Raw genomic sequence first — 14,499 nt, forward strand, 5'->3', positions numbered from 1 at the left:
CGGGTTCGGAGCGATCCCGGCGCAGCCGCGGCGCCAGCACCTCGCCACCGCGCAGGGCCAGTTGCGGCTCGTCGGCCGCCATGGCCGTGGCGACGGCGACGTCCCTGACGTCGGGGTCATCGATGTCGACCAGCACGATCCGGCCCGGATTCTCGGTCTGGGCCGACCGCAGCAGACCCCAGACGGGCGCATGTCCCAGGTCGGACACGTCCTCGGCGTCCTCGGTGGCCATCGCCCGGTGGGTCAGGACCACCAGTCGCGAGTCGCCGTGGTCCCGCGCCAGCCAGGCCTGCGCGCGAGCCAGCACATCGGCCGTTCGGGACCGTAGATACTCGGCGAAATCGCCTGTAGCGGCGGCGTTTTCGCACTCCAACAACAGACCGGGCAGCGCGCCGGGATCCAGGCTCGGTTGCGGCACCCGCACCCACTCGACCGCGTAGGCCGCGTCCTCGCGCGGCACTGTGCCGAGATCGGGCAGGGCCAGCGGGCGCAGGGTCAGCGAACCGATCTCGGCCACCGGATCGCCCGCCTCGTCGGCGACGGTCACCCGCATCCGGCCGTCGTCCACACGGGTGAGCCGCGCCCGCAGCGCCGTCGCGCCGACGGCGTGGAGCACGGTCTCGCTCCAAAGGAACGGCAGCGCAACGGTTTCCGGATCGGTCTCGAACCCGGCGAAGTACATCGCGTGCAGCGCGGCGTCCAGCAGGGCCGGATGCAGGCGGTACCGGCCCGCGTCGCTCAGCGTCTCGGGCAGGGCGACCTCGGCGAAAATGTCGTCGTCGCGGCGCCACGCTGCCCGCAGGCCCCGGAACGCCGGACCGTAGAGCAGACCCCGGTCCGCCAGCCGGTCGTAGACGTCGTGCACGTCGAGAGCGGCCGCGCCCGGCGGCGGCCACTGCGCCAGATCCGATGTCGCCGCCCCGTCGCGGCCCGGCGCCAGGGCGCCGCGCGCGTGCAACACCCACTGGTCGATCTCGCCGAATTCGGTTCGCGCATAGATCGACAGCTCGTGTTCCCCGGAGTCCTGGGCCGCGCCCACCACGACCTGCACCGCGACACCGCCGCGCGGCGGCAGCGCCAGCGGCGCCATCATGATCAGCTCGACCAGCTCACGGCAGCCCACCTCGTCACCGGCCCGCACCGCCAGCTCGATCAGTCCGGTGCCCGGCACGAGCACCGTTCGCGCGCCGTCCGCGGGCCGCACGGCGTGGTCTGCCAGCCACGGGTGCGTTTCAGCCGACACCCGGCCCGTCAGTGTCACCGTGCCGGATTCCGGGTGCTGCACAACGGCTCCCAGCAACGGGTGCGCGGCGGCGGCCAGGCCCAGATGCGCGGCGCCACCCTGGACCGGGGCGGTCCAGAACGACGCCGGATCCCATGCGTACGTGGGCAGTTCGATGCGCCCGCGCGGGGGCGTCAGCCGCGCCCAGTCGAGATCTCGGCCGCCGACATACAGTTCGGCCAACGCCCGATCGATATCCGCCGACCCGACGAGCACCACCTCCGCGACGGACACCGGTTGCCCCGGGCCCACGTCCACGAGGTATCGGAAACCGTCCGCGCGCAGGCGTTCCGCCGTCGTGGTCAGCGCATCCGCCGCGTCGATCACCGCGTCCGGCACCACGCCGCGCGCCCGCCACTCGCGCGCGTTCGACGCGGCCTCGATGCTGTGGCCGGAGTGCACGAACGCCAGCTTCCCCGACACCGAAACCGGGGCCTCCCCCGTCACGACACCCTCGCCGGGCTGTCCCTCGGCCAGTCCGCGCAACCCGGTCAGCAATTCGTCCCGGTTCCGGGCGACCACGACGGCGCGCCGCTCGAAATGCGTCCGCTCCACTGCCAGCGAGCGCGCCAAGGCCGGTAGCGACAGCTCGCGATCCCCGGCGACCAGGGCGTGCAGCCGGGCCGCCTGCCCGCGCAACGACACCTCGCTGCGCGCGGAGACCGGATACAGCACCGGCTCGGGACCGGTCGCCTCCGGCGGCTCCGCAACCGGGGCCTCCTCGAGGATCACGTGCGCGTTGGTGCCGCTGATCCCGAAGGCGCTCACCCCCGCCCGCCGGAGCCGCGGGCCGGTCGGCCACGGCGTCGGGCGGTCCTGCACCCGCAGGCCGCCGTCCACCTGTGCGATCGCGGACTCCGCGTGCAGCGACGCGGGCAGCAGTCCGTGCCGCAGCGCCAGGACGGTCTTGATGACACCCGCGATGCCCGCGGCGGCCTGCGTATGCCCGAGATTGGACTTCAGCGAACCGATCCCGAGCGGCCGCTCCGCCGGACGTCCGGGCCCGAAAACCCGTGCCAGCGCCCGTGCTTCGATCGGATCGCCCAGCGTCGTGCCGGTGCCGTGGGCCTCCACGTAGTCCAAGTCGCCGGGCTCGAGTCCGGCCGCCGCGAGTCCGGCGCGCACGACGCGCTCCTGCGCGAATCCGTTCGGCGCGCTCAGACCCTGGCTGCGGCCGTCCTGATTGACCGCGGATCCGCGAATGACCGCCAGCACCGGATCGCCGTCGCGCACAGCGTCATCGAGCCGCTTCAGCATGAGCACGCCGCAGCCCTCGGACCATACCGCGCCGTCGGCATCGGCCGCGAACGGCGCGCACCGGCCGGTCCGCGACAGCACGCCGAGCCTGCTGAACTCGACGTGTGCGCCGGGCGAAACCAGCAGTGTCGCACCGCCCGCCAGGGCCGCATCGCACTCACCCAGGCGCAGCGCCTGCGCCGCGAGATGCAGCGCCACCAGCGACGACGAACAAGCGGTGTCGACGGTGACCGCGGGTCCCCGCAGCCCGAGCGCATAGGAGATCCGGCCCGAGGCCACGCTGGGTGCGGTACCCGTTCCGACATAACCGTTCAGCTGATCCAGGCCCGAACCCGAGAGGTACCCGCTGCTGTACAGACCGAGATACACGCCGGTCGCCGTGCCGTTCAGCTGCCGCGGATCGCGGCCGGACCGCTCGATGGCCTCCCAGCTCGCCTGCAGCAGCAACCGCTGCTGCGGATCCATCGCGGCCGCCTCCTTCGGCCCGATCCCGAAGAACTCGGCATCGAAAAGGTCGATGCCGTCGACGAAGCCGCCCCGCAGCGTGTACGCCTTCCCCACCGCCTCCGGATCCGGATCCAGCAGGCCGTCGGTTTCCCAGCGTCCGGCGGGCGGGTCGGACACCACGTCGACACCGTCGACGAGCAACCGCCACAACGCATCCGGGTCGTCGGCGCCGCCGGGGAAGCGGCAGGCCATCCCGATCACGGCCACCGCCCCCTCGGAACCGCTCTCGACGCGTTCCGGGTGGTCGGCTTCCGCGCCGGTGATGGCACCGGCCAGGGCGTTGATCGTCGGGTACTCGAAGATCAGGCTCGGATCCAGTTCCCGGCCAACCTGTTCCGAGAGTCCGGCGGTCAACTCCACCAGTTCGCGGGAGCCGAGACCGAACTCTCGCAGCGGGCGATCGCGGTCGATCCGCGATGCGTCCACTCCCGCCGCCGCGGCGACATTCTCCACCAGCCACCGCGCCACATCGTCGTCGTGCGGTGCGCTGCCGACGCCGTCGCCTTCGAGCGGCGCCGATGCCACGGGTGTCACGGCGACCAATTCCCCTGCGAGATAGGCTTTCCGGCACGCCTGGCGTTGAATCTTGCCGCTGCTCGTCTTGAGGATCGTACGCGGCGCGACCGGCACCACCGCCCGCACCGACAGCCCGTGTGCGGCGCTGATCGCGCCGCGCACCGCGTCCTCGAGTGCCGCCAGCACGTCGGCGTCGGTCGTCGACACCTCCGCCACGACGACGGCCCGCTCCCCGGCGCCGTCATCGACGGAGAAGGCCGCCACACAGCCGCGCCGCACGCGTTCGTGCGCCTGCTCGACGGTCAGTTCCAGATCCTGCGGATAGTGATTCCTGCCGTCGACGACGAGCAGGTCCTTGCTGCGTCCGGTGACGAAAAGTTCGCCGTCGCGGCGGAATCCGAGGTCGCCGGTGCGAAGAAAGCCGCCCCTGCCGTCGGCCAGGCTCACGTCGAACACCTCGGTGGTCGCCGCCTCGTGACCGAGGTAACCCGTCGCGACGCCGTCCCCGGCCACCCAGATCTCGCCGATCTCCCCGTCGGCGAGCTCCGTCCGGTGTTCGGCGTCCGCGATCACCACGGTGACGCCCGACCCGGGATACCCTGCGGCGACCACCTTTCCGGCGGCGTCGGGGTGATCGGCCAGGGTCGGCGCCCGGTCGACCGGGGTACCGGCCACCAGCAGCGTCGCCTCCGCCAGGCCGTACACCGGCTGCGCGGCCTCGGGGCGAAAACCGGTCTCGGCGAAGCGATCAGCGAAGCGGCGCAGGGTATCGGCGCGCACCGGTTCCGCGCCGTTGAACGCCACCCGCCACCGGCTCAGGTCCAGGCCGCTCAGCCACTCCGGTGTCGCGCGGCGCAGGCTCAGCTCGTAGCCGAAGTTGGGACCGCCGCTCGTATGCGCGCCGAACTCCGACACCGCGTTCAGCCAGCGCTGCGGCTTCTGCAGGAAGTGCAGCGGGGACATCAGCACGGTGGTCGCGCCGAGATACAGCGTCTGCAGCACCGGGCCGATCAACCCCATGTCGTGGTACATCGGCAACCAGCTGACCGAGAACGCCGCGCCCTCCCACTCCGCCACGCGCTCCGGCGAACTGTTCGTCAGCTCGGCGATGGCCCGCTGGTTGTGCATCAGATTGCCGTGTGTGACCATCACGCCGCGCGGTGCGCTCGTCGACCCGGAGGTGTACTGCAGGAACGCCAGCGAATGCGAGCGGAGCCGCGGCGGCCGCCACGACGACGCGGCATCGTCGGGAATGTCCTCGGTCGCGATCCAGGTCAGCGCCGCCAGCTCCGGAAGCTGGTGCGCCAGACCGGAAACCGCCTCGATCACGGGGCGCGTCGCCAGCACCACATCGATATCGGCATCGGCGATCATATCGCGCAGCCGCCGCATCGCGCGGTCCAGTTCGTGCGGCTGCGGCACCGGTGCGGGCACCGGGACCACCGCGCCCGCCATGCAACCCAGGAAGCCGCAGGCGAATTCGAGCCCGGGCGGATAGAGCAGCAGCGCGCGCCGCCGCGCGAATCCGCTGTCCACCAGATGGGCGCCGATCGCGCGGGCACGGCGACTCAGCCCGGCATAGGAAAGCTCCGCCGTCGGCCCGTCGGCTTCGCCCGACTCCAGGAACCGATACGCGATGGCGTCGGGCTGCCGCAACTCCTGCGCGGTCAGGACATCGAGAAACGAGCGATACACTGCAATCACCAATCTTCACGAGAGCACGAATCACCGAACCGCGGACGCCGGAAATCGCACTCGCGACATTCGAAGGAAGCGACCGCGCGGTCGTGGTGGTGGTGCCGGAATAATTCGGGTAGCGGCATGCGCCCTACGGCGCCACACGAATTCGAAGTCTCAGGCCCCCAAATCACCAAATCTCATTCAACCGACCGTCGCGAAGGGGAGGCACCGTGACCATTCGGCAAACAGGCACACGACTCGACCCAGGAGTCGCAAGCAGGACGGACTATACCGGCCGCCGCCGTGGCAGCTACCTCCCAGCAGCGGGAAGGTGGTCGGCGCAGAGGCGATTGTTATCCGGTCCAACCGGCCGACGCCGTGGATTGTATTCGGCGACAACGGCTTACTCGTTCACGAATTCGCTGATTCGGTGATAATAGGTTCACCTGCTGTCCATCTTCCCGTCGATCGATTCGCGCCAGCTAACGGCAACCGACAGTACTGGAAACCGCGGCGACCGGCAGTATGAGAAGTTCCTCACCAACACGCGGTCGAGTTGCCACGATAATGACACCGCCTCAGCCGTCGGCCGCGCCCAGCGTCCAGGGGTCGGTGCGGATCTCCGAGATACGGGTTTGCAAGGCGGGCAACGCCTCTCGCACGATCTCCGCCGCTTGGGCGCACCACGGGAATTCGGTGGCCCAGTGCGCGGCGTCGATCAACGCCGGACCACCCGCGCGCAGGTGTTCGTCCGCGGGATGGTGGCGCAGGTCGGCGGTGACGTAGGCGTCCACCCCGAGGCGGGAGACGGTGCCGAGGAACGAGTCTCCGGCGCCGCCGCATACGGCGACCGTGTGGATCGTCCGGTCCGGGTCGCCCGCCGCCCGCACGCCCCACGCCGTTCCCGGCAGCGCGGCCCGCACCCGGGCGGTGAACGCGCGCAACGACTCCGGCCGCGCGAGCGCACCCACGCGGCCCAGGCCCAGCCCGGAGGGCAACTCGGCGCGTTCGGTGACGTGAAAGGCCGGTGATTCGTACGGGTGCGCCGCCCGCAGCGCGGCCAGTACGGCGGCGCGCGCCGACGGCGGGGCCACCACCTCGAGGCGGTCCTCCGCGACCCGCTCCAGCGAACCGATCGTGCCGACGGCTGGATTCGCCCCCTCGACCGGCCGGAACTGCCCGGTACCCGGCACCTGCCAGCAACATTCGCGATAGCCGTCACTGCCACCCGCGCCCGCCGCGAACAAGGCCGCCAGCACGGCGTCGGTGTGCTCACGCGGCACCTGGACCGCCCATTTATCCACGGCCGCAACGGGTTTGGCGGAGATCGGCCCGGTCACCGTCAGCCCGAGGGCATACGCCAGTGCGTCGGAGACGCCCGGATCGGCCGAATCGGCGTTGGTGTGCGCGGTGAACAGCGCGCACCCGTTGCGGATCAGCCGATGCACCAGCGCCCCCTTCGGGGTGCTCGCCGCCACCGTGTCCACGCCGCGCAGCAGCAGCGGGTGATGCGCCACCAAAGCCTGTGCGCCCCAGCCGATCGCCTCGTCCACCACGGCCGCGGTCGCATCCACCGCGAACAGCACCCGCGACACGGCCTCCCCCGGATCTCCGCACACCAAACCCACCGAATCCCACGACTCGGCCAGCCCCGGCGGATACGCCGCGTCCAGCACGCCGATCAACTCCGACAGCGCCACCGCACCGCTCTCCGTCACCGAACCTCCTCCACTCCAGTAGCAGTCACCGACCCGCGCTCCCAGCCGGAACGAGCCCTTCAAGCGCGGTGATCAGATGGTCGACCTCGGCCGGGGCGCGGACGGCCAGGCGGAGATGGCCCGGGGCCAGGCCGGGGAAGGTGTCGCCGCGGCGAACGGCGATCTTCCTGTCCGCCAACCGTTTGCGAAGCGAATCGGCGTCGGGCACCCGGATCAGCAGGAACGGGCCGTGCGCGGGCTCGTGCACCTCGATGCCGAGTTCGCGCAGGCGCCCGATCATCGCCGCCCGGTTCGCCGCGATTCGCTCAGCGCGCGAACGGGATTCGGCGACCGCGGCCGGATCGGCCGTCGCGGCAATGGCTTCCAGCTGCAGCGTGCCGATCGGCCAGTGCGCCCGGCCGCGGTGCAGCCGCGCCAGCACCGGCGGCGGACCGAGAACATAGCCGCAGCGCAATCCGGCCAGCGCCCACGTCTTGGTGAGGCTCCGCAACACCAGGATGTCCGGAAGGGATTCGCCCGCAAGCGATTCCGTCTCACCGGGCACGGCATCGGCGAAGGCCTCGTCGATCACGATGAGGCGACCGGGGCGGCGCAGCGCGTGGATCGCCGCCGCCGGATGCAGCACCGAGGTCGGATTGGTCGGATTCCCCACCACCACGAGGTCGGCGGCCTCCGGCACCAGCCCCGGGTCCAACGCGTACGGGGGCTCCAGCACGACCCGGGCGACCGCCACCCCGGATTCCCGCAGCGCCAGCTCCGGTTCGGTGAACGACGGATGGATCACCGCCGCCAGCTCCGGCGCCAACCGCGGCAGCATGGCGAACCCCTCGGCGGCACCGGCCAGCAGCAGCACCTCCTCGGGTGCGCGACCGTGCCGGGCCGCCACCGCCGCGCGCACGGCGGATTCCTCTCCCGCGTCGGGATAGCGCCCGAGATCGCTCAGCCGGGCCGCGAGTCGCCGCCGCAGCCACTCGGGCGGCGCGTTCCCCTGCACGTTCACCGCGAAATCGAGCATGCCGGGACGCACATCGGCATCGCCGTGGTGGCGCAGCCGCGCGCGATCCGTCGTGTCCTGTGGCACAGCCCCCCACCCTACGTGGCTGCCGTCGGCACCGACCGGCCAGAATGGCTGTCGTGGGCGAGCTGCACGTGACCTTCATCTGCACCGGCAACATCTGCCGGTCCCCGATGGCCGAGAAGATCTTCGCCGCGCACCTGGAGCGGGCGGGCCTCGCCGACCGGGTGCGCGTGAGCAGCGCCGGGACCACGGCCTGGCATGTCGGTTCCGATGCGGACCCCCGCACCACCGCGCTGCTGCGCCGCCACGACTACCCGGTCGGCCACCTCGCGGCCATGATCGGCGCCGATCACCTGGACGCCGACCTGCTGGTCGCGCTCGCCATCTCACACGAGCGCGAACTGGCACGGCTGGGTGTGCCGCGGGCGCGCCGCCGCCTGCTGCGCAGCTTCGATCCGCACGCCGACGACGGCGACGTGCCGGATCCGTACTACGGCGGCGACGCCGAGTTCGAGCTGGTCCGCGCGCAGATCGAGGCCGCCGTCCCCGGCATGCTCGACTGGGTCCGCGAGCAACTGGGCGACGATCGATCATGAACCTCGTCCGCCGCCTCACGTTCCTGCTGCGCCCCAGCTGGCTGATCCTCGCGGTCGTCGTGGTGGCGTTCGCGTATCTGTGCTTCACCATCTTGGCGCCCTGGCAGCTGGGTAAGAACAACAGCACGTCTCATCGCAACGACCTGATCGCCGCCTCGGTGAACGCGGCGCCGGTCGACATCACCACGCTGCTCGACGATCCCGGGGCGCGCGACACCGAGTGGCGGCGCGTCGTCGCCACGGGCAACTACGTCCCCGGCTCCACGGTGCTGGAGCGGCTACAGCGGCTCAACGACAGCCCGGCCTACGGCGTGCTGGCCGAATTCCGGCTCGACGACGGCCGGACGCTGCTGATCGACCGCGGCCTGATCGCGGCCGTCGACGGCGCCCGCGTCCCGCCGATCGCCGAGCCGCCCGCCGGACCGCAGCGCCTCGAGGGCCGGGTGCGCAAGTCCGAGGGCGTGATCCCCGGCAAGGAGCCCATGACGCGGGACGGCTACCGGCAGGTGTACTCCATCGACACCGGCCAGCTGTCGGCCGTGTACGGCGCCCCGCTCACCACGGTGCCGCCGGACGGCGGGTTCCTGCAGCTGACCGACGGCCAGCCGGGCGCGTTCAGCCCGCCACCGCTGCCGCAGCTCGACGCGGGCCCCTACCTCTCCTATGGCCTGCAGTGGATCGCCTTCGGCATCATGGCTCCCCTCGGCCTCGGCTACTTCGTCCGGGCCGAACTCCGCGAGCGCCGCAGAGAGCGCACCACCACCCCGGCCCGCACCGAACCCCCCACCACAACAACCGATCCCGCCACAGACACCACACCCACACCGTCCTCCAACGCCGACCGCCTCGCCGACCGCTACGGCAACACCCGCCGCTGACCCCAGCGCGACTTCCCGCGTACCCGATTCAGGGGGCGGCGCGTCCGCGGGCGAGTGCCACTGTCGCGGCGATGAGGGCGGCCGCCGCCTGGATCGCCTGCGAGAGCTGGACCGCGCGGCGCAGGTCGGGGACGCGGGGGGCGGGGCCGTCGCCGAGGGTGGGGCGCATCTCGACGCCGTGCCGGTACTCGGTGCGGCCGCCGAGCCGGACGCCGAGGGCACCCGCCATCGCCGATTCGGCCACGCCCGCATTGGGGCTGGGGTGGGCGGCGGCATCGCGACGCCACGCGCGCACGACCGCGGCGGGCCGACCACCGACCAGCGGGGCCAGCACCGCGGTCAGCGCCCCGCTCATCCGCGCCGGGATCAGATTCACCAGGTCGTCGACGCGGGCAGCGGCCCAGCCGAAGTCGGTGTAGCGCTCGTTGCGGTAGCCGACCATCGCGTCCAGGGTGTTCGCCGCCCGATATCCGAGCAGTCCCGGCACGCCCGCGACCGCACCCCAGAACAGCGGGGCCACGGTCGCGTCGGAGGTGTTCTCGGCGATGGATTCGAGACCGGCGCGCGCCAGCCCGTCGGCGTCGAGCAGCTCTGGATCGCGCCCGCACAGCGACGGCAGCACCCGTCGCGCACCGTCGATGTCCCCTGCCTCCAGCAGGTCGGCCAGCTCCCGCCCGGTCCGCGCGAGAGTCGTCCCGCCCAGCGCGGTCCACGTGGCGAGCGCCACCGCCACCACCGTCCCCGCATTCGCCCCGACCACAACCGACACGTCCCCGCACCGCACGCCACGATCCGCGCGTGTACCGGCCCCCCATTGCACGACCGCCCCCGCCGCGGCGACGCCGCCGACCAACAGCGCCTCGTGCACGGCTCCCGCGCTCCGGGAATCCCGGTACGTCACGGACTCGAGCCGTGCCGCCGCCGACCCGAACCCGGCCACCGGATGCCACCGCCGCGGATCACCCAGCACCCGGTCCAGCGCAAAGCCCAGCACCAGCCCGACAGCCCTCGCGGTCCCCTTACGCACCGGGCGAGAGTAACCAGCAGACACCCGGATCTCGGCAGACCCCCGTCCCGAACACCGAACTCACGCACCCCGCGCCGCCTCTCGCACCGCCTGCACGACCTCTGGCGCCTGCGTGTCGTCACCCTTTCGACGCACCGATAAGCTCGGGCGAACGGACAGAAAGGCCCGCACGTGACAACCGAGGAACGCCCCGGCGATATCGACCAGGCGGAGCTGGCCCGGCAGTTCGAGGAGCACCGGCAGTACCTGCGCCGCCTCGCCTACAGCACGCTGGGCAGCCTCAGCGACGCCGACGACGTGGTGCAGGACGCCTGGCTCCGGTTGCAACGGTGGCACGAAACCCTTTCCCCCGGTGAGCAGATCGACAATCTGCGGGCCTGGCTGACCACCGTCACCGGTCGCCTGGCCCTGGATCAGCTCGGATCGGCCCGCGCCCGACGCGAACAGTACGTCGGCGAATGGCTGCCCGAACCGGAGGTCACCACCATGGACGATCCCGCCGACCGGATCACCCAGGACGAGCGGGTCACCACCGCGCTGCTGGTCGTGCTGGAGTCGCTGTCACCGGCAGAGCGCACCGCCTTCGTCCTGCAGGACGTGTTCGGCATGACCGGACCGGAGGTGGCCGAGGTGGTCGGGCGCACCCCGGCCGCGGTGCGGCAGCTGGCCTCGCGCGCCCGCAAGCACGTCGAGGAGGGCACGCCGCGCTTCCCCGCCAGCCGCGACGAGCAGGAGAAGGTGGTGTCGGCGTTCGCGCTGGCCTGGCGATCCGGCGATCTGAGCGCGCTGCTCGGCGTGCTGGACGAGAAGGTCACGCTGACCGCCGACGGCGGCGGCAAGGTGCCCGCCGTCCGCGAGCCGCTCAGCGGCGCCGAACTCATCGCCAAGCTGTTCTTCGGCTGGTACAAGGCGGGCACCGGCGCCTGGGGCAAGCACGTGCTCGTCAACGGCGAGCCCGGCCTGGTGGTGTACGACGGCAGCCACACCGGGGTGTTCTCGTTCATCGTCGACGACGGGCGGATCACCGGGATCACCATCGTCCGCAACCCCGACAAGCTGCACGAGGTTCCGGACGACGTCGAGCCGGATTGGTACCTGTAGGAGTCTGGACCGCGAACTCGCGGTACTCAGATCGCGGCCGGCGCGCCCACCGCGACCAACCCGTGCGCCTGCGCGACCTCCGTCGACAACAGTTGCCCCGCAGCGGCGGCCAGCCCGTGCGCCAGTCCCGGATCGGCCTGGCACGCCCGCTTCCAGCCGAGGTCGGCGATGGCGCGCACATACGGCAGCGTGGCGTTGGTGAGCGCGACGGTGGCGGTGTGCGGCACCGCGCCGGGCATGTTGCCCACGCAATAGAACAGCGAATCCGCAACGCGGAAGGTGGGTTCGGCGTGCGTGGTCGGGCGCGAACTCTCGAAACATCCGCCCTGATCGATCGCGACGTCGACCAGCACCGAACCCGGCCGCATCCGGTCGACCAGCGTGTCCGGCACCAGCCGCGGCGCCCGCGCGCCCGGCACCAGCACCGACCCGATCACGAGATCCGCTGCCGGAACCGCCTTTTCGACCTCGGCCGCATTGGAACCCAGGGTGGTGACGCGGCCGCCGAAGCGGGCGTCGAGTTCGCGCAGGCGGACCAGATTGGTGTCGAGCACCGTGACCCGCGCTCCCATCCCGACGGCGACGGTAGCGGCATTGGCTCCGGCGACTCCGCCGCCGAGCACCACGACATCCGCCGGTCGGACCCCCGGAACACCACCCAGCAACACCCCGGCACCGCCGTTGGGAGCCATCAGGTGATGCGCGCCCATCTGTGTCGCGAGCCTTCCGGCGACCTCGCTCATGGGCGCCAGCAGCGGCAGCGACCCGTCGCGGCCGCGCACCGTCTCGTAGGCGAGGGCGGTGATCCCGGACCGCAGCACGGCGTCGGTGCACTCCCTGGACGCGGCCAGATGCAGGAAGGTGAACAGCGCCTGCCCGGGCCGCATGCGCGGGTATTCCGGCGCGATCGGCTCCTTCACCTTCAGCACCAGTTCGGCCTCGCGCCAGACGGTCTCGGCCGAGGGCACGATCCGCGCGCCCACAGCGATGTAGTCGGTGTCGGTGAATCCGGAACCGTCGCCCGCACCGGTCTCGATCAGCACCTCGTGCCCGTGGCGGCCGAGTTCACCGGCGCCCGCGGGAGTCAGCGCCACGCGCCGCTCCTGCGGTTTGATCTCCCGCGGAACCCCGATCCTCATACCGCCATCGTCGTCCACCCGAACCCCGGCCGCCACGATCACGCATCGGCGATTCGCAAGATGGCGACCAATCGGCAACAGAGCGGCGGGATTCTCCGCAACGTGCGCAGTTCGGGGCGGTCCCGCCGCCGCGATCGCCGCGCCCAGCCGTGGTCACGTCTCGCCCCGAGCGCGAACATCGCACTCGCCGAACGCTATTGACGCAGACGCTGAATCCACGCGCGGTCTCGCATGGGGCTCGGCCTCACCTGGGAGCCGACAGTCGCGACCTGCTCCTCGACGAACGCACCCGGGCGCGCCGACGTCCGAGACGCGAGTTCCTCAGCCGCCGGGTGACGGAGACTCATGGACGGTTCGGGTCAGCTCCGGCTTGTACATCTCCACGGCGAGCCCGGCCAGCGCGACGACCTCGGCGTGGGTGAACGAACCGGGCTCGAGCCCGTCGCCGGAGATGAAGGCGTCCACCACCCGCTCACGCGCCACCTCGACCGGCAGCCCGGCCTGTACCAGCCGCTCGGTCTCCTCGGCCAGATTGCGTCCCGTGTGCACGGCACCGAGCATCGAGGCCCGCACCATGCGCTCCAGCGCACCGCCCGCGGCCAGCGCGGCGGCGACGAACCGGCCGTCCTGCTCGGTGAGCACCGGCCCGGAAAGCGGTGGCGGCACAACGGATTCATCCGGATGGTCCACCGCCGTGGCGCACCCCGCGACGAGGCACATCAGCGCCGCAGCAACAGCCGCCACCGCGGCCGATCTCGAAAGCACCGGCGAATTCTGCCACCGCAGCGGCGCCGCCGGGGCCGGTACGCGCGCGACACGACGCAGCCCGGGGCCGCTATGTTCGGAGATCATGAGGATCCAGTTGGGTGAGCATGTGCCGGATATCGACGACAGCGCGTGGCTGGCGCCGAACGCGACGGTGATCGGGCGGGTGCGCCTCGCGGCGGACGTGAGCGTCTGGTACTCGGCCGTCATCCGGGGCGACCTGGAGGCCATCAGCGTCGGCACCGGCACGAACATCCAGGACGGCTGCGTGCTGCACGCCGACCCCGGGTTCCCGCTGACCATCGGCGCCGGGGTTTCGGTGGGGCACAACGCGATCCTGCACGGCTGCACGATCGGCGACGATGTCCTGGTCGGCATGGGCGCGACCGTTCTCAACGGCGCGGTCGTCGGCGCCGGGAGCCTCATCGCCGCCAACGCGCTGATTCCGGAGGGCGCACAGATCCCGCCCGGCTCCCTGGTCGCCGGCGTCCCCGGTAAGGTCCGGCGCGAACTCGGCGACGCCGAGCTGGATCGAATCCGGCTGAACGCGGCGGTCTACCGGCACAACACGGCCACCCATCGCGACGGCGTCGAGGTGTGATACACGGCACACTGGTCATGTGACCATGTCTGTGGCTTGCTAGCATTTGGCCAGCGTGCCCGGGGTCCGGAAACCAATGCGGGCGGCTCGTTCGCGAGACGGGCCGTCCTCGGACGGCGGGCTCGCGACGAGGGCAAGCAGGAGGTTTCGCGGTGTCGTGCGAGCAGTCCGGTATGCACCGAAGCAGGGGAAAGATCAGCGTGGCCGATATCGCGGCCCAGCCGGGGGGCGTCGAGGCGCTGCGGCGCCGTGTTCACGAATTACGGTCCAGCGGTATAGATTTCGCCGCCAACGCCATCGAACAGGAGATGGCGGAGCTGGATCTGCGCTGAGCGGCGCGGCGAGTCTGCGGCTGTGCGACGGCTCACGTCGACACGCCGTGGCTGCGGCTGTGCGTGCGGTCCGGTGAGATAA

The 14,499-nt window shown here is 71.6% G+C and carries 10 protein-coding genes and 1 pseudogene; 5 read left to right on the forward strand and 6 right to left on the reverse strand.

The genetic code is table 11. From position 1 onward, the window contains the following. Positions 1–34: 34 nt before the first annotated feature. The 3 genes and pseudogenes from ACYVLQ_RS15320 to cobC form a co-directional block, all read right to left on the reverse strand. Positions 35–5,266, reverse strand: a pseudogene (locus tag ACYVLQ_RS15320) (beta-ketoacyl synthase N-terminal-like domain-containing protein); the annotation flags it as partial. A 554-nt stretch (positions 5,267–5,820) separates the two neighbouring features. Continuing rightward, positions 5,821–6,960, reverse strand: coding sequence for a Nif3-like dinuclear metal center hexameric protein (locus ACYVLQ_RS15325; protein ID WP_460698119.1), 1,140 nt, complete (start codon positions 6,958–6,960; stop codon positions 5,821–5,823). A 25-nt stretch (positions 6,961–6,985) separates the two neighbouring features. Next, positions 6,986–8,041 (reverse strand): Rv2231c family pyridoxal phosphate-dependent protein CobC, encoded by a 1,056-nt coding sequence (gene cobC, locus ACYVLQ_RS15330; protein ID WP_460698120.1) that lies wholly within the window; start codon positions 8,039–8,041, stop codon positions 6,986–6,988. 44 nt (positions 8,042–8,085) lie between these two features. Between cobC and ACYVLQ_RS15335 the strand changes: the two genes are divergently transcribed. Both ACYVLQ_RS15335 and ACYVLQ_RS15340 read left to right on the forward strand, forming a co-directional pair. Further along, the gene (locus ACYVLQ_RS15335) at positions 8,086–8,574 is read left to right on the forward strand and encodes a low molecular weight protein-tyrosine-phosphatase (protein ID WP_460698121.1); all 489 of its coding nucleotides are present in this window, start codon (positions 8,086–8,088) and stop codon (positions 8,572–8,574) included. Further along, complete coding sequence (locus ACYVLQ_RS15340; RefSeq protein WP_460698122.1) at positions 8,571–9,452, forward strand: SURF1 family cytochrome oxidase biogenesis protein; 882 nt, start codon at positions 8,571–8,573, stop codon at positions 9,450–9,452. The genes ACYVLQ_RS15335 and ACYVLQ_RS15340 overlap by 4 nt, the downstream gene beginning before the upstream one ends. Before the next feature lie 28 nt (positions 9,453–9,480). On the opposite strand, the gene ACYVLQ_RS15345 is transcribed toward ACYVLQ_RS15340, so the two are convergent. Further along, the gene (locus tag ACYVLQ_RS15345; RefSeq protein ID WP_460698123.1) at positions 9,481–10,479 is read right to left on the reverse strand and encodes a cobalamin biosynthesis protein; all 999 of its coding nucleotides are present in this window, start codon (positions 10,477–10,479) and stop codon (positions 9,481–9,483) included. A 171-nt stretch (positions 10,480–10,650) separates the two neighbouring features. Here ACYVLQ_RS15345 and sigJ point away from each other — a divergent pair, with 171 nt between their 5' ends. Next, entirely contained in the window at positions 10,651–11,580 is a 930-nt protein-coding gene (gene sigJ, locus ACYVLQ_RS15350; protein WP_460698124.1) for an RNA polymerase sigma factor SigJ, read from the forward strand. A gap of 26 nt (positions 11,581–11,606) precedes the next feature. On the opposite strand, the gene ald is transcribed toward sigJ, so the two are convergent. After that, positions 11,607–12,719, reverse strand: a complete 1,113-nt coding sequence (gene ald, locus ACYVLQ_RS15355; RefSeq protein ID WP_460698125.1) for an alanine dehydrogenase — start codon at positions 12,717–12,719, stop codon at positions 11,607–11,609. Between the two features lie 321 nt (positions 12,720–13,040). After that, the gene (locus ACYVLQ_RS15360; RefSeq protein WP_460698126.1) at positions 13,041–13,571 is read right to left on the reverse strand and encodes a hypothetical protein; all 531 of its coding nucleotides are present in this window, start codon (positions 13,569–13,571) and stop codon (positions 13,041–13,043) included. Here ACYVLQ_RS15360 and ACYVLQ_RS15365 point away from each other — a divergent pair. Together ACYVLQ_RS15365 and ACYVLQ_RS15370 are read left to right on the forward strand one after the other, a co-directional pair. Continuing rightward, positions 13,570–14,085 carry a gamma carbonic anhydrase family protein gene (locus ACYVLQ_RS15365; RefSeq protein WP_460698127.1) on the forward strand — a complete coding sequence of 172 codons (516 nt, stop codon included), beginning with the start codon at positions 13,570–13,572 and terminating at the stop codon, positions 14,083–14,085. The genes ACYVLQ_RS15360 and ACYVLQ_RS15365 overlap by 2 nt on opposite strands. A gap of 173 nt (positions 14,086–14,258) precedes the next feature. Continuing rightward, the gene (locus ACYVLQ_RS15370) at positions 14,259–14,417 is read left to right on the forward strand and encodes a hypothetical protein (protein WP_460698128.1); all 159 of its coding nucleotides are present in this window, start codon (positions 14,259–14,261) and stop codon (positions 14,415–14,417) included. The last annotated feature ends 82 nt before the right edge of the window (positions 14,418–14,499 follow it).

The sequence above is a fragment of the Nocardia thraciensis genome (assembly GCF_054782435.1).

Bases quoted from the DNA above. Each gene is read 5' to 3' on its own strand.
- ACYVLQ_RS15335 (WP_460698121.1), top strand. From the start codon at position 8,086: ATGGCTGTCGTGGGCGAGCTGCACGTGACCTTCATCTGCACCGGCAAC.
- ACYVLQ_RS15340 (WP_460698122.1), top strand. From the start codon at position 8,571: ATGAACCTCGTCCGCCGCCTCACGTTCCTGCTGCGCCCCAGCTGGCTG.
- ald (WP_460698125.1), bottom strand. From the start codon at position 12,719: ATGAGGATCGGGGTTCCGCGGGAGATCAAACCGCAGGAGCGGCGCGTG.
- ACYVLQ_RS15365 (WP_460698127.1), top strand. From the start codon at position 13,570: ATGAGGATCCAGTTGGGTGAGCATGTGCCGGATATCGACGACAGCGCG.
- ACYVLQ_RS15360 (WP_460698126.1), bottom strand. From the start codon at position 13,571: ATGATCTCCGAACATAGCGGCCCCGGGCTGCGTCGTGTCGCGCGCGTA.
- ACYVLQ_RS15370 (WP_460698128.1), top strand. From the start codon at position 14,259: ATGCACCGAAGCAGGGGAAAGATCAGCGTGGCCGATATCGCGGCCCAG.